Consider the following 18,418-nt stretch of genomic DNA (forward strand, 5'->3'; position numbering starts at 1 on the left):
CAATCGCACGTGACAATTTACTTTTAATAGATTCAACTCATTTTTTAAATCATATTGAGCCAATCAATCGAAAGGGAATTTATTTAAAAATTTATGAATGAATAGTCATTCATTATATGCTATACTCATTTCAACACAACTGCTTTAGGGGGAAAGGGGTTTGTTCGAACATGAATACGTTTTTAATCATTAACTGGATTGCCTTCCTACTCGTCATCGGTTATGCAGGCTATCTGTTCACATCACTCGTCAAAAGTCGTTATGCCGCCATTAAACGGGGGAAAAAGGCGGAATGGACGCTGACGAATAAAGAACGACTAGACGCAGTTTTAGTTAACGTCTTTGGTCAAAAGAAACTATTAAAAGATAAGAAAAGTGGCGCCATCCACGTCATGATGTTCTATGGATTCTTACTCGTTCAATTCGGAGCGATTGATTTTATCTGGAAAGGACTTGCCGTCGGTCAGCGTTTTCCGCATGTCCCGCTCGGTCCACTTTATCCATTTTTTACATTCTTTCAAGAGATCGTCATGCTCGTCATCTTGATTGCCGTCGTCTGGGGTTTTTATCGCCGGTATGTCGAGAAGCTCGTCCGTCTGAAGCGAAATTTCTTAGCAGGTCTTGCCTTGATCTTCATCGGTGGCTTGATGGTTGCCGTCCTCTTCGGAAATGGATTCTTCCTTGTTTATGAGAACCACTCGACGCTCGGTGAACCCGTCGCTTCAAGCATTGCGTTCTTATTCGGCTGGGTACCGGAATCGGTCGCTTTCGGATTATTCGTCTTCTTCTGGTGGGCGCATCTTTTGTTCCTACTTAGCTTCATGGTCTACATCCCACAAGGTAAGCATGCGCACTTGATTGCCGGTACAGCAAACGTCTGGCTCGGTCGGACATCGAAGGTTGGTCGTTTGGCACCGATTGATCTATCCGTCATGGAAGAAGCAGAAGACGACGAAGCGGAATTCAGCTTCGGGGTCAATCGGATTGAAGATTTCAATCAAAAGCAACTCGTTGATCTATATGCCTGCGTCGAGTGCGGTCGCTGTACGAACATGTGCCCAGCAAGCGGAACTGGGAAGATGTTGTCACCGATGGATTTGATCGTTAAATTACGGGACCATCTTAATATGAAAACGGCAGCCATCACACAACGTTCACCATGGGCACCTGCTTTTGCGTTCGAAGGATCGCAAGGAAATCAGATTGCCGCGCTCGCAGCAGCCGGACAGATGGATATCGTCCCGGATTCATTGATTGGGAACGTCATTACGGAAGAAGAAATTTGGGCGTGTACGACGTGCCGAAACTGTGAGGATCAGTGTCCGGTCATGAACGAACATGTTGATAAAATCATCGACCTCCGTCGCCATCTCGTCATGATGGAAGGCAAGATGGATCCGGAAATGCAACGGACGATGGCAAACATCGAACGTCAAGGTAATCCGTGGGGGATGAACCGAAAAGAGCGCGAAAACTGGCGGAAAAACCGTGATGAACTCGTCGTTCCGACAGCGAAAGAAAAGAAGAAAGCAGGCGAAGAGTTCGAGTACCTCTTCTGGGTCGGTGCGATGGGATCGTACGATAACCGGAGTCAAAAAATCGCGATGGCGTTTGCCCGTATTCTGAACGAGGCAAATATCTCGTTTGCGATTCTCGGTAATGACGAGAAGAACTCGGGCGATACACCACGTCGAATCGGTAACGAAGTCTTGTTCCAAGAACTCGCGGAAGCAAACATCAAATCATTTGAGAAGTATGGCGTCAAAAAGATCGTCACGATTGATCCGCATGCCTACAATACATTCAAAAATGAGTATCCAGACTTCGGACTTAGTCCGGATGTCGAAGTCTATCACCATACCGAATTGCTCGCTCGTCTGATTGATGAGAAACGCATCACACCGTTACATGAAGTCAAAGAGCGGGTCGTCTATCACGATTCGTGTTACCTCGGTCGATACAATGATATTTACGACGCACCGCGTTATATTCTCGAGAAGATTCCAGGCATCACACTCGTCGAGACAGAACGTAACCGTGAAAAAGGCATGTGTTGTGGTGCTGGTGGCGGCATGATGTGGCAAGAAGAAAAAGTTGGTGCACGTGTCAACGTCGCGCGGACGGAACAATTGTTGACCGTCCAACCATCCGTCATCGGGTCAGCATGTCCGTACTGTTTGACGATGCTTAGTGACGGTACGAAGGCGAAGGAAGTGGATGAAGCAGTCGCCACGTATGATGTCGTCGAATTATTAGAACGGTCGATCGTTGGTATAGCGGTCGAAGAGCCAATTGCCACAGTTTAAAATTAGAAGTGTATAAGCGATTATTCTCGTATCAACGGGAGTAATCGTTTTTTTATTAAAAGCATGACGTTTTACTGTATGGTTTTGACATGATAAAATAAAAAGACTAACTATGGCAAGGAGGTGAGAATCTTTTGGGAAGGCGTTACTTCGAATCGGTCAGGTCGCGGAGACCACCGGCTTATCAAAACGAACGATTGATTACTACACATCACTCGGTCTCTTAACATCAGAGCGTACTGCATCGGGCTACCGTTTGTATGACGAATCGGTCATTCATCAAATCGAAAAGATTGAATATTTGAAGTCTCAACGGCTTTCCCTGCAAGAGATTCTTGCTTCTTTTACGGAACGAGAACAAAAAACAGGAGAGACGATTTATCAGGAAGTACAACAGTTACAGACAACGGTTGAAGGACTCGAGCAACGTTTGTTGCAGTCGACGGAAGTCGAAAAACAAGCGATTCGCTTAGAACTGTCCCGACGTCTGACATTGATTGCTTCTCTGATTGCACAGCTTTAATACAAAACAATGGAGGTGACCCCTGTTTAGGGGATTTTGGATACTATATTATTCATCAATTTATTTTTAGTGGTGTTGTTGATCGTGTTGACGGCGTTCTTCGTCGGATCGGAATTCGCTGTCGTCAAAGTGCGAATGTCGCGTTTGGATCAGATGATCCAGGAAGGCAATAAAAGTGCGGTCCTTGCGAAAAAAATCGCCGGTGATCTTGATTATTACTTGTCTGCCTGTCAGCTCGGTATTACCGTCACGGCACTCGGTCTTGGGGCACTTGGAGAACCGACAGTCGAAAAGATCTTGCATCCGGTCTTCGATGACTTCGGGATCTCTGCTGCTGTTTCAACACTCTTGTCGTTTGGTATCGCATTTGTATCCGTAACGTTCTTACACGTCGTCATCGGCGAACTTGCTCCGAAGACACTCGCGATTCAGTATGCAGAACGCATGACATTGTTATTTGCTCGTCCGCTGTATGTGTTCGGGAAGATCATGTATCCGTTCATCTGGTTACTCAACGGTTCAGCACGCCTGTTCCTTGGTCTGTTCGGTGTCAAACCAGCAGGACATGAACAAGCCCACTCAGAAGATGAATTGAAAATCATCATGGCGCAAAGTTTCCAAAGTGGTGAAATCAATCAGACGGAACTTGCTCTCATGCAGAACGTCTTCGCCTTTGACGAGCATATTGTCAAAGACTTAATGGTTCCACGAATGCGGATGGAGACGATCTCGGAACGTTTGACGAAGAATGAACTGATGGAAATCTTCATGGACAATCCGTATACGCGTTATCCGGTCACAGAAGAGAACGATAAAGACCGGATTCTTGGATACGTCAACGTCAAGGAAGTCTTGACGGATTTTGCGAACGGGAACGAACATCCGGTGACACATTACGTCAAGGAACTACCGGTCGTTTCTGAAGTAACATCACTTCAGGACACATTGCGGAAGATGAAACGGACCCGGACACATCTCGTACTCGTCGTCGATGAATATGGTGGAACAGCAGGACTCGTCTCGATGGAAGACTTACTCGAAGAAATCGTCGGCGAAATCCGTGATGAATTCGATGCAGATGAAGTCGAAGAAATCGAACAAATCAAATCTGACGAATTTTTACTGGACGGTACTGTATTACTCGTGGATTTAGAAGAACGTTTCAACATTCGATTTACGAACGTCGAGGACGTGGATACGATCGGCGGCTGGATTCAGATGCACAACATTGATCTTCAACCCGGTGAGCACATCGATACACCAGACTTTTCGGTTGAAGTAATGGAGATGGAGAACTATCAAATCAATCGCGTCAAGATTTGGTTGCATCCAGCTGAACAAGTAGAAGCAGAAGGATAAGATGGTCGGTTCCTCATCGAGGAGCCGATTTTTTATATCACATCAGTCAAAAAATCAAGAACTTGCGGATTGTGTGAACTTTCAGCGGTCATGATAGGAGAATGGCGGAGTGAGCGGGAATGTAATCTACAACTACCGTATTGTCGATTCGCGTCCTATGAAACGAGGAGGTATTCCGTGCTTGATCAGATTCCATTCTTACTGAGTCGTTTAGGTATGTTAGCACTGTTAGCCTTTCTATTGTCCCAGTGGCGCATTTCTCGATACATATTCAAGATGGACCGCGGGATGAATGTACCACTTCTTTTAGCATTCGTATCATCTGGTATTTTAATGAACTATGCGGGAATCGTGCTTTCGAATGATACAACGATCGATCCGTTACTCGGGTTATCCGTCAAAAAGGATGCTTTATTACTTGATACACGTTTAGCAGTCATCGTGACGAGCGGTCTGATCGGTGGACCAATCGTCGGTGGGATCACAGGATGTCTAGTCGGGTTGCACCGCTATTTACTCGGTTCTCTAGGGGCAGAAGCAGGTTGGATCATTGCGATGGTAGCTGGGCTCGTGAGTGGATGGTACCGGAAACGTTGGCGTTTACGGGATGACTATGCCTTGATTCCACCAGTCGGCATCGTCTTAGCCGCATTGTTCTTTGAAAGTGGAATCACGTTGTTGCTGGCTCCAGACACGACGCAGGCGCTTGATTTAATCAGTCATGCGGTGTTTCCGCTATTATTCGCGAACACATGTGGTGTCATACTGTTTATCATGATTTTACGAACGCAACTTCGACTCGAAGGTGATCTCTTCGTCCGACAAACGGAGCGTTCTGATCGTTTATTACAAGCGTTGCAACCTTTACGAAAGCAGGGATTGACGTCAGAAGTCGCCCGACAAATCGGAGCGACATTATTAAAGGAGACGAAAATGCAACGTGTCGTCTTGCTCGGAGCGACGGAAGTCGTCATTGATATGACGGAACAGCAACCTGCTGTCTGTGGCGAACAACCGAGACGTGAGGAACAACAATGGATTGAGGCAGAAGAACCCGTCCGACAGGAAGATGAACTGACGGGACAGATTCTAAGCTTTCATCCAATACGCATCAACGGTCAAAAGGCGGGTGTCATCTGTTATTTCTCGAAAGATCTATTTGACGATACGGTCGAGCGAATGACGGAACAACTTGTCCGTTTATTAGCACGAGAGTTATACATGCACCGAGAAGAGCAGTTGCTCCGATTAAGCGGTAGAAAGATGAAACCTATGTTACACGTCAGTTATCTCAAAGGCATCATCGAAGAAATTCAGCGGACAGCCGATCCCGGAACTCCTGTAAAACATCAATTGAATGCGTTGCTTCAACTTTTGACGACAGCGACGCGGCACGATGAACATCCACTGCGTGAGGAACTAGCGACGCTAAAAGCTTATCTATCGCTCGAAGGTACACGCCGCCGTCCGAATCAATTGACATCCGCTGATATCACGGTCGATCTCGACATCGAGACTTCCGTTGAGGAATACTTCGTTTTCCCGTTCCTCGTGACACAGCTTGTCGATAATGCACTACGTCACGCGTTCGTAAAGGCAGGACGGCATCACCGGATTGATGTCCGCGCCTTTAAGTCGACGACGGGTTGGGTCATCGAAGTCGCAGACAATGGGCAAGGAATGCCGTTTGCTGTGATGCAACAACTGGATCAAAAAGAATCAGGTGATTCGAATCTGTTCTTGATTCGACGCGCACTGGAGGTGACATATGGTCCGGCTGCGTCACTACGCGTCTATTCCATTATCCATCAAGGAACACGAATCGAAGTCCGGCTACCTTTTCCATCGCCTTGACGACAGTGGCACTTTGCTACTGTTGTTTTTTTGTGTTGCTTCAAGGGTAAATAGGAAAACAGCAAAACGTATTGTACAGGAGGAAGCAGATGATGATTACGACAACAGAAGTGGGTCAACTAGGAGATCAGTACTTGTTACGGTTCACGTTAGAGAATGTTCATGGACATAGTGTCGATATCTTGAACCGAGGCGCAAAAATTCTTGCGATACGGGTTCCAGATCAGCAAGGGATGATTGAAAACGTCGTACTCGCATTTGATGACCTGTCAGAATACCAGGATGATCCACACCATTTAGGCGCAACGATCGGACGTGTCGGAGGACGAATCGCGAACGGAGCGTTCGCGCTCGAAGGAATGACGTATGTACTTGAACAAAATGAAGGCGAGCATCATCTTCACGGGGGAAGCGAGAATTGGGCGAACCGGATGTTCACGCACGAAATCAACGATGACCGACTTGTCCTACGATTAGATAGTCCGAATGGAGAGAACGGCTACCCAGGTCACTTATCGTTTGAGTTGACCTTCGAATGGACAGACGAGAACGTCCTGCATGTTCATTATGAAGCGGAGACGACGGCCTCGACACCGTTCAGTCCGACGAATCATACGTACTTCAATTTGACGGGTGAGGCGAAGACGACAATCGAACAGCACGTCCTGCGAATGGACGCCCCTTTTTATATTCCGTTGACGAAAGATGCCGTACCGACCGGTGACATTCTCCCGGTAACAGACACCGTTTTTGATTTTCTCGATGCCCGTTTTCTACATGAAGTCACACACGCACCAGACGAACAACTTCGTCAAGCGGGTAGCGGGGTGGATCATCCCTTCCTGCTTAGAGAAGGTGGGGAAATCGTTCTTGACGAACCAATCAGCGGGCGGCGGTTACGGGTCGTAACCGACCAACCGGGGGTCGTCGTCTACACGGCCAATCACTTGTCAGGCGAGTTCACGATTTGTGGAAGACGGGCAACGCCGTACCTGGGCATCTGTTTTGAGACACAAGGGCTACCGGATGCGATCAATCAACCAGATTTCCCTTCCGTTGTCTTGCGTGCCGGTGAGCACTATCATAAGCGTACATCGTTTCATTTTCAGATGATGTCATGAGGTATCTTGCGATTTCCACTCCTGTATATGGTAGGATAGAGCGAGAAGAATCTAACGGAGGCTAAGGAAAATGACTAAAATTGCATGGGTGACCGATAGTATGGCCTATTTCACGAAAGAAGAGGCGGAAGCGATCGGCGTCAATGTCGTGCCGATTCAAATTTTACTTGGTGATACGGCGTATCAAGAGAATGCCATTACGGTCGAGCGTCTGTTTCGTGCCCTGGATGCGGACAAAAAGCTGATTGCAAAAACTTCACAACCGATCTTTGGTGAGTTCGTCGGGACATACGAACGGCTAAAAGAAGAAGGATATGACTGCGCGATTGCAGTACATTGTACGAATGGCTTATCAAGTACCGTTCAAAGCTCAGCATCAGCAGCGGAAGCGGCAAGCTTCCCGGTTTATATCATCGATTCCCATACCGCGTTCGAAAACCAACAGGAATTCATTCGTTACGGAATGGAACTTGAGGCACAGGGGAAATCGGTCGAAGAAATCGTTGCGGCGTTACAAGCATTGACGAAAAAGACCCATTTTTATATGATCGTCGGTAATATGGAGACGATGCGTCGCGGTGGACGTGTCTCGTCAGGAGACCTGTTCCTTGCGAACTTACTCAGCATCAAACCGATCATCACGACGGATGAAGCGGGAAAAGTCGTACCATTCAAAAAAGCGCGTTCTCTTAAGAAAGCCTACATCGAGATGGTCAAACAAATCGATGAGTCGATGCGTCAACACACGTTCTATAAGAACCGGATATATGTTGCGACGACGATGGCACCCGAAATGGCAGCAGAACTGCGCCAACAGGTCGCAGCGAAATTCCCGGATCTGACGATTCTTGAAGGCACGTTCGGACCGGCAATTGGGACACATGCCGGAGCAGAGACGGTCGGTCTGTTCTGGATGAATGATTAAAATTACATGTAAGAGGCGATGGATTTTTCCATCGCCTCTTTTTTTAATCAAGCGGTCAAGGTGATACCGAAAAAGGCAGCGAGGATTCCGAATCCATAACTGCATATCAAGTAGAAGGCGAGTACTTTACGGTTTCCATCTTGTAAGAGCTGTAACGTTTCAATCTTGAACGTCGAGAACGTCGTAAACGACCCGAGAAAGCCGGTACCAAGCAGTAACGTCCAGGTCGTATCAAGATGTGAACCGATGACGAGACCAAGCAAAAATGAGCCGAGTACGTTAATGAGGAATGTGGCTAGTGGGAATTCACGTTTCCACATCGTCTTGATCCATTGACTGACAGCAAAACGACTGATGGCTCCACAAAAAGCACCGATGGCAAGGGCGAGTAATTCCATTCACTCACGTCCTTTCGTCACGTGCCGCAGTCGTCGTGTTCCGAGCGCGTAACCGACATAAGACAGGAATAGACCGCCGAATAGACTGACGAGTACGTAGAGGAACGCATCCGCTAAATGACGTTCGTTAAATAAGGTCACAGTCTCGACGCTGAATGTCGAAAATGTCGTGAATGAGCCGATGAAGCCCGTTCCAATAGCTGTAATCGCATATTGATGCAAGAGTTTCGTTCGAAATAGGAAGTGTGTCGCATAGCCGAGCAGAAAGCTACCGATCAAGTTGATCGCAAGCGTCGGCCACGGAAACGGACCGGTCGTAAAGTCGCCAATCAGCAGTCCAAGTCCATAACGTGCAGAGGCACCGAGAACACCTGCGAGACCTACGAGTACATAGAGCATAGGAATCCTCTTTTCTGAAAAAAGTCTACGTTAAACGTACTCCCGCTCTCAAGAAAGCGTCAAGAAAAAAAGTCATCCGAGGGACTTAACGATTGAATTCTTTCTGCCGATGAACAATTGTATGACTTTACTATGATGAAGGAGTTTGAACAAGATGGTATCTGCCCTCGAGCAACAAAGTACAAAGATTTTATCCCGTCTGATTGCAACGTTGATTACAATTGCGCATCCGTTGATTTTCGTATTTGCCCAAATGAATTACGTTCCCATCAGTGTGTTCTATCAGTTTTTAGTCGGTGGTCTGATCTTGACGGTCGCGTTGCTGGTCGGCAACCGCCTCCTCGGACATCGTCCGAGTGGGAAATATGTTCAAGTGACATTAACGTATCTCGTCCTCGCCTTGGTTTTGACGACATTACCGTCCCTAAGTATCTGGACGATTGCTTATCTTTATTTGACGATTTCGATCGTCTATTTGATTCCGCGTCTCGTCGTTCTGGCTGGGATCTTCGGACTACTTGAAATGGCGTTATTCACAGCCAACGGTACGATTGTTTTTACGAACACATTTGACTTGATCGTCGCATATGTCATCTACTTGATGATCTTCTCAGCGGCTGTCTTCGTTGCCGTCTTCGGACGGAACGTCATGCTGGCAGTCCGCCAAGAACAGGAACGGTCGGAAGCTTACGCGGCAACATCGCAAGTCGCCCTTGAGCAAACGGCAGCAACGGCAACGGAAGTGACGACGTTCACAGAAGAGATGAGTGAGACGGTCGACGCGGCGAAGGATTCCTTCAGTCAGGTCGATCTAGCGATGCAACAGCTGGCAAGTGAAGCGGCAGGCAGCGTCCAAGCGATTCGTGAAATCCGTCAACTGAACGAACAACAAGTTAACCGGATGCAAGAGGTAACGGTATCAGTCGACCGTGCGCTCGAGCGGAGTTCGTCATCGCGGACAACAGCTGAACAAAGCAGGCAGACGATCGGTCTTGCCGGACAATCGCTGCAACAATTGACGACAAGCATGGATGAATCGGTCACGTCATTCGGACAGCTCGCTGGGCGTTTCCAGGAGATCGTCGCTATCACGTCGAGTATTAACGCGATTGCGACGCAAACGAATCTGCTTAGTCTTAACGCGTCGATCGAAGCGGCTCGCGCGGGCGAGTTCGGAAAAGGTTTTACGGTCGTTGCGCAAGAAATTCGTAATCTATCATCACAGACGGCAGAAGCGTCGAAGGAAATCAATACGATCATTGAACGTGTTGAGCAGGACGTCACACAAACCGGCAACTCGATTCATGCCAGTACGACCTTGTTACGTGAGCAGGAAGAACGGATGGCAGAGAGTCAGTTGGCGCTGCAAACGATTGAAACGGATGCGACCGAAGTCGTCGGTTCGATTCAGTCGGCGCAGATCCAATTCGCGACGATGACGAGCAGTCTTACTGCTATCACGACAGCAACTGGTCAACTTGATACGTTCATGAACGGCTTGCTCGCGCAAAGTGAATCGTTATCCGGTCTGACACGTCACCAAGTCGGACAGGTCATGGAACTGCAACAGGCGATTCATGCTTTGAACGAGACGGCATCCACCTTGCAGCAAACGAATCGTTAACGAAACAGCTCCTCATCGATTGGTGGGGAGCTGTTGTCGATCTTCAGACTGTTTGTCGGTGGAACGGACGGGGAAGAAGATAGGGAACGATTATCGAAGGAGGAGTCAACGGATGAAAGCAGCTTACATTGAACAGTATGGTGGATCGGAACAATTCAAGGTCGGAGAACTGGAGAAACCAGTCATCGGACCGGATGATGTGTTAATCGAAGTCTATGCCGCAAGTGTGAACCCGGTCGACTGGAAGTTACGAGAAGGATACTTGCGTCAGATGTTGAGCTACGAAATGCCGCTCGTCATCGGTTGGGATGTTGCTGGCGTGATTCAGGAAGTCGGAGAAAACGTCTCCGATCTTCAAGTCGGGGACGCCGTCTTCAGTCGTCCGGAAATCGCCCGTCAAGGGACGTATGCGGAGTACGTCGCAGTCGATGCGCATCTTGTCGTGAAAAAACCAGAATCGCTCAGTTTTGCTGAAGCAGCATCTCTTCCACTCGTCTCGCATACAGCATGGCAGGTTATGTTCGAAGTGATGGATGCGAAGCCGGGTGACCGGATCTTCATTGGTGCCGGATCAGGGGGCGTCGGAACGGTTGCGATTCAACTTGCGAAAGCGAACGGTTTGTACGTCATTACGTCGACGAGTACAAAAAACGTCGATTGGGTAAAAGCACTTGGAGCCGACGAAGTCATCGACTACAAACAGGAAAATCCGGCGGATCGTATTCGCGACGTCGATTTTGTCTTTGACACGATGGGCGGCGACAAGCAAGGGGAACTGTATCAGATGCTGAAGCCGAACGGCATGCTCGTCTCGATTTCAACACCACCCGATGAGGAGCAAGCGAAGCAACATAATGCGCGTTCTGCGTATGTCTTCATGCAACCGACCGGTGAGCGTTTGCAACATATCGCTAAAGCCGTCGAACGTGGCGAGCTACAACCCGTCGTCGACCGGATCTTTGATCTCGACCAAATCAAGGAAGCGCATGATTATGGCGAAGAGGGACATGCAAAAGGCAAAATCGTCATCCGGGTCAAAGGAGAATAAGAAGAGGAGGGCGCTGAAATCAGCGTTCTCTTTTATTTTTGTCAATCTTTTTATCAAACCATAAACAAAAAATAACCTGGTTAAAAAAGTGTAAAGGATAAGGGGTTGCTTCTTCCTATACTAGGGCTATCAGACGTGAGTCAGCCACATTAAAAGGAGGAAGTAACATGAAAAAAGGATTGAAGTGGGCAGGAATCATCGTAATCGGAGCAGTCATCCTTGGAAATCTAGGAGATGATGAAGAACAAGCAACACCAGAGAAAAAAGTAGAGGTCGAACAAGAAGCAGTCAAATCAGAAGCAAAACCAGTGAAAGCGAAAGCTGCCGCAAAACCTGTCAACAAAACCTACGGCATCAATGATCGGGTGAAAGTCGGTAAATTGACGTACGTCGTCAATGACGTCAAGATGGTCGACACGTTATCGAACGTCCTTGGCGAAAAGAAAACATCAGGACAATTCTTAGTCATCGGTCTGACGATTCTAAATGGAGATAAGGAAGAGCGCTTCGTCGATAGCAACATGTTTAAAGTCAATGTCGGCGATACCGAGTATTCAGCCGATACGGAACTCGATCTCTATGCGAATGAAGACGGCATGGGCTTCTTCCTAGAGACGATCAACCCGAATATCGAAAAAACCGGCAACATCGTCTTTGAATTACCGAAACAGGTCAAAAATCCGAAGCTTGAAGTCTCATCCGGTTTTGGCTGGGCAGGTGGACAATCAAAAGAGATTCAATTGACACGATGATAGGTGAGCAGACAAAGGAGTAGCAGGCAAATGCCTGCTACTCCTTTGTTGTTATCGTTTTACTTGTTGCATCGATAGTTCATGCGTTAATCGATCGAGTAAGTCGAGTGTTTCGGGATGCGTGACGAGCGTCCGATCGAGTGTCTTCCGTTCAGTCTCTAGACATGCCAGATAACGTTGAGCCGCTTCAGCATGCGTTGCGGGTGTCAAGACTTCATAGATTGCTTCAAGAGAAAGGCGTGGACCGTCAGGCAATGTCGTCGGAATCGTCTTTAATCCGAGCTGCGCCCGATCTGGAGTATGGTGATGAAGCAAGACTTTCGCGAACTTGATCAAGGCGCTCCGGAGCATCTCGACTGCCCATAAGTCGTTTCCCCGTGCCGCTGCTTTTTTGTATTGGAATAAAAACCAGACGGCATCAATCGCTTCATCGGTCGCTTCTTGTGCGGAAAGCGTCAAGTCGCAAGTATCCGTAAAGTCCGTCAATTGCTGTTTTGGATCGTACAGGACACGCAATTGATCCTTATGGTTTAGCGAATCAAGCGTCACCGTGAATAAATCGATATGTAACAAATCATCATAGACGACGATCATCTGTGGTGCGATGATGTCGATCTCATCTTTCCAGATGATGGGGCGATAAACAGAGAGGTGGGACAGTCGACGTGATAAAAATTTCGTTTGGCGTTCTTCCGAGACGAGACAGTACAGATCGATGTCTGAATGAACGTCTTCTTCTCCTCGTCCGAAGGATCCTTTCAAGAAGATGGCTTCGACTGCAGGATCTTGTTTGAGCCGAGCAACGAGTTGCTCGATTGCATGGAGTTGATTCATGAGGACTCATTCCTTTCCGAAAACAGAAGTCTATTAGGTTAGTATACGGGGGAATAGACAGTTTATTCCATACAAAAATGAGAAATCACATCGAAATGGATTTCTCATTGGGAGGCAGAAGCTACTTTTTCTTTATTTTCAAGATGAATGACGTGCTGTTCGCCCCATGCATTGATGGCGTCAAGAACCGGGATAAGTGTCCGACCGTAATCCGTCAGCGAATACTCAACGCGTGGCGGGACTTCTTGGTAAATCTCGCGATGCACGATATCGTTTAGTTCGAGCTCGCGCAATTGAGCTGTCAGCATCTTTTGCGTAATGTTCGGCAATTGTCGTTTCAATTCACTGAAGCGGAGCGTTCCGTGTGTGATCAAGACGAGTAAAATCGACGGTTTCCATTTTCCGGTCAAGATTTCGAGTGCGGTCTCGACTCGACAGCTTGGTGTCTCTTCCATCGGTCTTCCTCCTTCATGGTATCGTTTAGGATACTATACCACTTATTCGTGCCTACTTCCGCTTCCATCACTTCCGCGTAATAATAGAGGTACAAGCTATTTCATTGAAGGAGGAAACAACATGTCGATTCACCCACAGATTACACTTGGTCCCGTTCGTTTACGCGTCACGGATCTTGACCGTTCCGTTTCATTTTATACAGCATCACTCGGATTACGTGTACTGACACAAACGGATCAGCTAACAGTTCTTGGCGCACAAGGTACACCACTCGTTGAGCTCGAAGTTCATCCGAATGCCCGCCGTTTCCCACCGAACTCGGTTGCCGGGTTATACCATTTTGCGATTTTGCTACCGAACCGAAAAGAACTCGGTTTCGTCATCCGCAATTTGATCGAACAAGGGATTGAGATTGGTCAAGGTGACCATCTTGTCAGTGAAGCCTTTTATCTATCGGATCCGGATGGGAACGGGATCGAGATTTATGCCGATCGTCCACGTGAGACGTGGACGTATGAAGCAAATGGAGATGTCAAGATGACGACCGATCCTGTCGATTGGCAAAGTATGCTCGTCGAAGCTGGAGAAGAAGACTGGTATGGTATGCCGGCCGAGACCGTCATGGGACATGTCCATTTCCACGTCAAGACACTGGAAGCAGCGCGGACATTTTATGTCGATACGCTCGGCTTTGAGGTTGCGGCTGACGCTTCGCGAATGCGTGCGTTGTTCGTCGCTGCTGGCGGTTACCATCATCATATCGGTCTGAACGTCTGGTCGGGAGTTGACGCACCGACGAATCCGCAAGATGCGGTCGGGCTTGTCTACTGGACACTGCGTTATCCGGATCAAGCGACGCTCCGTGCAGCAATCGAGACGTTGAAGTCTTCTGCTTATACCGTTACGGATCAAACAGATGCTGTCTATGTCACCGATGATGCTGGAATCACTGCTCGATTGACAACATAACTGAAAAAATCCCCTTGTAGAGAAAAATCTGCAAGGGGATTTTTTGTTTTATCGTGAAGATGACGTTGCATTACCGTCATACCGGCTGATCAGCTCATACGGTCTGACTTTATATAAGGCATGCGGGAAGTAGTGCGGATCCATGGCGTCGAGCGTCCGCAACTGGAAATGATCCCGTTTGATGTATTCACTCAGCGAGTCACGTGTCAGTGGGAAGAAGCCGACATCCGTCGTTTCGCCTTCTTGTGTCGTAAGTTCACCACCGACGTATTTTCCGCGGAAACAGACACAAAGGACATGACTTGAGACGTTTTGATAGATACCGGTAATTCCATCGATTGTGACATCAATCCCGGTTTCTTCTTTGACTTCTCGTTTGATCGCGTCAAGAATCGACTCATGATTTTCGACTTGTCCACCCGGCATCTCATACGTATCACCCCGGTGGAGGTTGCGAACGAGCAGGACTTCACCGGCATCGTTTGTGATGTACGCGGTCACGCTGACGATCGCGCGAGGGGGAGCGTACGTACCAGTCGACGTCATGAAATCTTCATAGGATTTGATATAGAGGTTTTTGCCGAGGCGCGCGCGTTTCTTCATCGCTTCACGGCGTAAGGCACTGTTTCGGACATCACGATCGACTTGTTCGTAATGTTCACGGTCGCGGTATTCCCAGATAGCGATGACTTCATCTTCTGCTTCCGTCACCCAGCGACCAACGAGACGGGCACCATGACTGACTTGAAGCGGATACAGGTAGGTATGAAAAAACTCAGTAAATTCTTCTAGGCGTTCGGGACGAATCGTATAGGTCTTCCGGCGATGCAACATGGAAATTCCTCCTATCAGATGAGCGTTCGGATGTACGTTGTACCCCTTCTCGAACGAACGGATGAAACCCTTTTTCTCGAGGTGGAAAAAGGATTTTTTATGAAAAGGGGCTGAACCCATTCATATGACGTAACAGGCTTTCCGAAATCGATGACGATTTATTTTGCTCAAAAAAGTACAGCTAAAGAAGAACTTAAGAAACGGACGGGGCTCAACTTTAGAAAAATCGGGGATACTGAATATAGAGAGAAACAGAAAGTAGGGATATGTGATGGATATCATGGCACTCGTCCGCCTAGCTGGCGGAATCATGTTTACCCCATTGTCGGACGATGTCTTAATGATGGGGTTTGCAGCACTGCGTTTAAGAGAAGGAATGTATCCGGTCGTCATCTGGTTGACGGCATGGCCGATTTTCTTTATCGCTTTTACATGGTTTTATCTGCTTGCCCGGTTCTTTCGAGAAATTCCACTCGTCAAACGCTGGATGAAGTCCCGTTTCTTAGAACGAGCAGAAGCAATTATCGAACGACGCGGGTTATGGGCAATTGGACTATCATTTTTCTTACCCGGCGTCAGACATCCGATTCATTATGTCGCTGGACTTCTCGGTTATCCGTTACCGCGTTATTTAGCGATGACGTTCTTAGCAGCAGGCGTCTATACGGGACTATGGACATTCATCATCATTCGAATCGGAGAAGCTGTGACCTGGTCGGAACTGTGGAACTGGCTACAGGTGAATCCTGGCGTCATCGGATCAATCATCATGATCCTTATTGGAGCAGCAGTCATCGGGATCGTCCATCATCATCGTCAAAAGGAATCGTTGAAAGAAGAGTCCTCGATGTAAATCTAAATACAACGGCGAATCCGATAATGGATTCGCTTTTTTGGATAAAGTTTGGTTTTATAAATAAGGATAGTTTTTTGAAATAAGAAATAATCCATCAAAGAAGTGAAATCATTGTCAAAAAATGACGCACATCACTTCTTAAAAGCAACGTGGTTTACACACTGGATTGGCAATTTATCGTCACAAGCCAGTGGATGGAAAGGGATTGTAAACGCTTATACTAAGAGGTGTTCACAGAGTGGACATATTTCCTGTCGAAGGAGGATACATATGAATCTCATGCAGACGGAAGAGACGGTCAAAAAAGCACCGACTTCTTCTGCTTATCGGACGATTTGGCGATGGCACTTTTATGCTGGTATCATCTTTGCACCGTTCCTCGTCATGCTTGCTGTGACAGGATCGATCTATTTATTTAAGCCACAAATCGAAAACGTCCTGTATCAATCGTATTATGACGTTACACCAAAAGCAGATCGCATCACTGCGACGGAACAAATCAATCGCGTTAAAGCGAAGTATCCGGACGCGCTCGTCACGTCATACCGACCGGGTGAATCCGACGACCGATCAAGTGAAGTGAATATCTCGTCACCTAAAATATCGGCGACGGTCTTCGTCAATCCGTATTCCGGTAAGATCATTGGAACATTACCGGATGATGACCGGATCATGAACAAAATCGAAGAGATCCACGGAGAGCTGATGGCAGGAACGACAGGCGACCGGATTGTCGAACTTGTTGCGTGTTGGGCGATTGTTTTGATCGTGACAGGATTATTCTTGTGGTTCCCGCGTAAGCAAAAGGGGCTGTCAGGTGTTTTGTTCCCACGTCTTCGTCAAGGCAAGAAGTTATTTCGTCGTGACCTCCACGCCGTTCCGGCATTCTGGATCACAGCAGGAATGTTATTCCTCATCCTGACAGGTCTTCCGTGGTCTGGCTTCTGGGGGACGAACTTCCAGTCACTCGTCACGAACCAAGGGCTTGGTTATCCACCGTCCATCTGGGGTGGGGAAGCACCGAAGTCAACTCTTCAAACGAAGGATATCGCAGAAGTCCCGTGGGCTGCCGAAACACTTGATGTTCCGCGATCGAAAGTCGAAGGAGCCGTCCCAGCTTCGATTGATGATATCGTTGCGATCGGCAAACAACAAGGGATAGACCCAAGCTTTAAGATCAGCATCCCGAGTGATCCGAGTGGAGTCTATACGCTGTCCGCGTTTCCAGCGAAGGCACAGGATGAAGCGACGATTCATCTCGATCAATATTCAGGTGCCGTGCTCGCCGATTACCGCTATGACAACTATGGCGTCGTCGGTAAAATCGTCGCGACCGGAATCACGCTTCACAAAGGAACAGAGTTCGGCTGGTTCAACCAGTTAATCAGTCTGCTGATTTGTCTTGGCATCATTCTTGTTGCAGTCAGCGGTTTCTATCTGTGGTTGAAGCGGAAACCAAGCAAGGGGATGGGGGCGCCGAAAGGACCGAAAGCATTCATGTTGAAAGGATTCCTTGCCGTGCTCGTCGTACTCGGTATTTTGTTCCCGCTTGTTGGACTCTCATTACTCATTGTCTGGCTACTCGATTTCCTCATCATCCGTCGTATTCCAAGTGTGAGGAGGTTCTTCAATGCGTAAATCGATACAATTACTTTTGATCGGTGGTCTCCTCGTCACGACGACGAGTCTTGCGGGTTGCGCTGTTGATTCCGATGCGGCGGAGCAGTACACAGTCGTTCATCCGTTATCAATCAAATTCACGATACCGAAGGACTTACAGCCAGATGCTAAGAAGAAGCAAACGTTTGAAGCGACGGTTTGGCGTGAAGCGAAACCGGCTCAAAAAGTCGACTATGTCCACTTCGAAATCTGGAAAGCAGACGGAACAGTCCGCTATAGTATGGAACCGGCAGAAGAGACGAAGCCGGGTGTCTACACGATTGCGAAGACATTACCGAAATCCGGCTTGTATTATGTCAAAGCGCATGCGAGCAGTGAAGGTGCGATGATCATGCCGACACGGCAATTCATCGTCGGAAAACTGTCGGCCCAGGATTTAAAAATCTTACAAGGTGGAGCAAAACCCGCTGGTGGAAGTAGCGGTCACCATCACTAATAGAGGCATCAAAAAGAGAGAGCGGAATTTTCCGTTCTCTCTTT

At 47.8% G+C, this 18,418-nt stretch carries 18 protein-coding genes; 13 read left to right on the forward strand and 5 right to left on the reverse strand.

Annotated features, from left to right (window positions below; all coding sequences use genetic code 11):
- Positions 1-170 precede the first annotated feature (170 nt).
- The 6 genes from ACN9MT_RS01575 to ACN9MT_RS01600 all read left to right on the forward strand — a co-directional run bounded on the left by ACN9MT_RS01575 (position 171) and on the right by ACN9MT_RS01600 (position 8,088).
- Positions 171-2,306 (forward strand): (Fe-S)-binding protein, encoded by a 2,136-nt coding sequence (locus ACN9MT_RS01575; protein WP_426272637.1) that lies wholly within the window; start codon positions 171-173, stop codon positions 2,304-2,306.
- Between the two features lie 154 nt (positions 2,307-2,460).
- Positions 2,461-2,829 (forward strand): MerR family transcriptional regulator, encoded by a 369-nt coding sequence (locus ACN9MT_RS01580; protein ID WP_035411297.1) that lies wholly within the window; start codon positions 2,461-2,463, stop codon positions 2,827-2,829.
- Positions 2,830-2,865: 36 nt separating this feature from the next.
- A complete protein-coding gene (locus ACN9MT_RS01585) occupies positions 2,866-4,188 on the forward strand; it encodes a hemolysin family protein (RefSeq protein WP_056064026.1) in 1,323 nt (440 codons plus the stop codon).
- A 177-nt stretch (positions 4,189-4,365) separates the two neighbouring features.
- Positions 4,366-6,042, forward strand: coding sequence for a LytS/YhcK type 5TM receptor domain-containing protein (locus tag ACN9MT_RS01590; protein ID WP_426272638.1), 1,677 nt, complete (start codon positions 4,366-4,368; stop codon positions 6,040-6,042).
- An 89-nt stretch (positions 6,043-6,131) separates the two neighbouring features.
- Entirely contained in the window at positions 6,132-7,163 is a 1,032-nt protein-coding gene (locus ACN9MT_RS01595; protein WP_035411287.1) for an aldose epimerase family protein, read from the forward strand.
- Between the two features lie 70 nt (positions 7,164-7,233).
- Positions 7,234-8,088, forward strand: coding sequence for a DegV family protein (locus ACN9MT_RS01600; RefSeq protein WP_426272639.1), 855 nt, complete (start codon positions 7,234-7,236; stop codon positions 8,086-8,088).
- A 47-nt stretch (positions 8,089-8,135) separates the two neighbouring features.
- Here the strand turns inward: ACN9MT_RS01600 and crcB (ACN9MT_RS01605) are convergent, their stop codons facing one another.
- Together crcB (ACN9MT_RS01605) and crcB (ACN9MT_RS01610) are read right to left on the reverse strand one after the other, a co-directional pair.
- The gene (crcB, locus tag ACN9MT_RS01605) at positions 8,136-8,486 is read right to left on the reverse strand and encodes a fluoride efflux transporter CrcB (protein ID WP_329469871.1); all 351 of its coding nucleotides are present in this window, start codon (positions 8,484-8,486) and stop codon (positions 8,136-8,138) included.
- Complete coding sequence (gene crcB, locus ACN9MT_RS01610) at positions 8,487-8,885, reverse strand: fluoride efflux transporter CrcB (RefSeq protein ID WP_035411280.1); 399 nt, start codon at positions 8,883-8,885, stop codon at positions 8,487-8,489.
- Between the two features lie 154 nt (positions 8,886-9,039).
- Here crcB (ACN9MT_RS01610) and ACN9MT_RS01615 point away from each other — a divergent pair, with 154 nt between their 5' ends.
- The 3 genes from ACN9MT_RS01615 to ACN9MT_RS01625 all read left to right on the forward strand — a co-directional run bounded on the left by ACN9MT_RS01615 (position 9,040) and on the right by ACN9MT_RS01625 (position 12,309).
- Positions 9,040-10,509 (forward strand): methyl-accepting chemotaxis protein, encoded by a 1,470-nt coding sequence (locus ACN9MT_RS01615; protein ID WP_426272640.1) that lies wholly within the window; start codon positions 9,040-9,042, stop codon positions 10,507-10,509.
- Positions 10,510-10,621: 112 nt separating this feature from the next.
- Positions 10,622-11,557: an NADP-dependent oxidoreductase gene (locus ACN9MT_RS01620; protein ID WP_375092194.1), complete on the forward strand. Its 936-nt coding sequence runs from the start codon at positions 10,622-10,624 to the stop codon at positions 11,555-11,557.
- A gap of 167 nt (positions 11,558-11,724) precedes the next feature.
- Positions 11,725-12,309 carry a DUF4352 domain-containing protein gene (locus ACN9MT_RS01625; protein ID WP_426272641.1) on the forward strand — a complete coding sequence of 195 codons (585 nt, stop codon included), beginning with the start codon at positions 11,725-11,727 and terminating at the stop codon, positions 12,307-12,309.
- A 51-nt stretch (positions 12,310-12,360) separates the two neighbouring features.
- Here the strand turns inward: ACN9MT_RS01625 and ACN9MT_RS01630 are convergent, their stop codons facing one another.
- Together ACN9MT_RS01630 and ACN9MT_RS01635 are read right to left on the reverse strand one after the other, a co-directional pair.
- Positions 12,361-13,143 carry a nucleotidyltransferase domain-containing protein gene (locus tag ACN9MT_RS01630; protein ID WP_426272642.1) on the reverse strand — a complete coding sequence of 261 codons (783 nt, stop codon included), beginning with the start codon at positions 13,141-13,143 and terminating at the stop codon, positions 12,361-12,363.
- Positions 13,144-13,247: 104 nt separating this feature from the next.
- A complete protein-coding gene (locus ACN9MT_RS01635; protein ID WP_035411270.1) occupies positions 13,248-13,598 on the reverse strand; it encodes a winged helix-turn-helix transcriptional regulator in 351 nt (116 codons plus the stop codon).
- 121 nt (positions 13,599-13,719) lie between these two features.
- Here ACN9MT_RS01635 and ACN9MT_RS01640 point away from each other — a divergent pair, with 121 nt between their 5' ends.
- Complete coding sequence (locus ACN9MT_RS01640; RefSeq protein WP_426272643.1) at positions 13,720-14,568, forward strand: VOC family protein; 849 nt, start codon at positions 13,720-13,722, stop codon at positions 14,566-14,568.
- Between the two features lie 48 nt (positions 14,569-14,616).
- Here ACN9MT_RS01640 and ACN9MT_RS01645 read toward each other — a convergent pair whose 3' ends face one another.
- The gene (locus ACN9MT_RS01645; protein WP_329469880.1) at positions 14,617-15,402 is read right to left on the reverse strand and encodes an NUDIX domain-containing protein; all 786 of its coding nucleotides are present in this window, start codon (positions 15,400-15,402) and stop codon (positions 14,617-14,619) included.
- 271 nt (positions 15,403-15,673) lie between these two features.
- On the opposite strand from ACN9MT_RS01645, the gene ACN9MT_RS01650 reads away from it, so the two are divergent.
- The 3 genes from ACN9MT_RS01650 (at position 15,674) to ACN9MT_RS01660 (ending at position 18,374) form a co-directional block, all read left to right on the forward strand.
- Positions 15,674-16,255 (forward strand): DedA family protein, encoded by a 582-nt coding sequence (locus ACN9MT_RS01650; RefSeq protein ID WP_313489447.1) that lies wholly within the window; start codon positions 15,674-15,676, stop codon positions 16,253-16,255.
- 273 nt (positions 16,256-16,528) lie between these two features.
- Complete coding sequence (locus tag ACN9MT_RS01655; RefSeq protein WP_426272644.1) at positions 16,529-17,896, forward strand: PepSY-associated TM helix domain-containing protein; 1,368 nt, start codon at positions 16,529-16,531, stop codon at positions 17,894-17,896.
- Positions 17,889-18,374, forward strand: a complete 486-nt coding sequence (locus ACN9MT_RS01660; protein WP_426272645.1) for a FixH family protein — start codon at positions 17,889-17,891, stop codon at positions 18,372-18,374. Before ACN9MT_RS01655 ends, ACN9MT_RS01660 begins: the two co-directional genes overlap by 8 nt.
- Positions 18,375-18,418 lie beyond the last annotated feature (44 nt).

This window comes from Exiguobacterium sp. R-17 (assembly GCF_049913315.1).
In the GTDB taxonomy this organism is placed as follows: domain Bacteria; phylum Bacillota; class Bacilli; order Exiguobacteriales; family Exiguobacteriaceae; genus Exiguobacterium_A.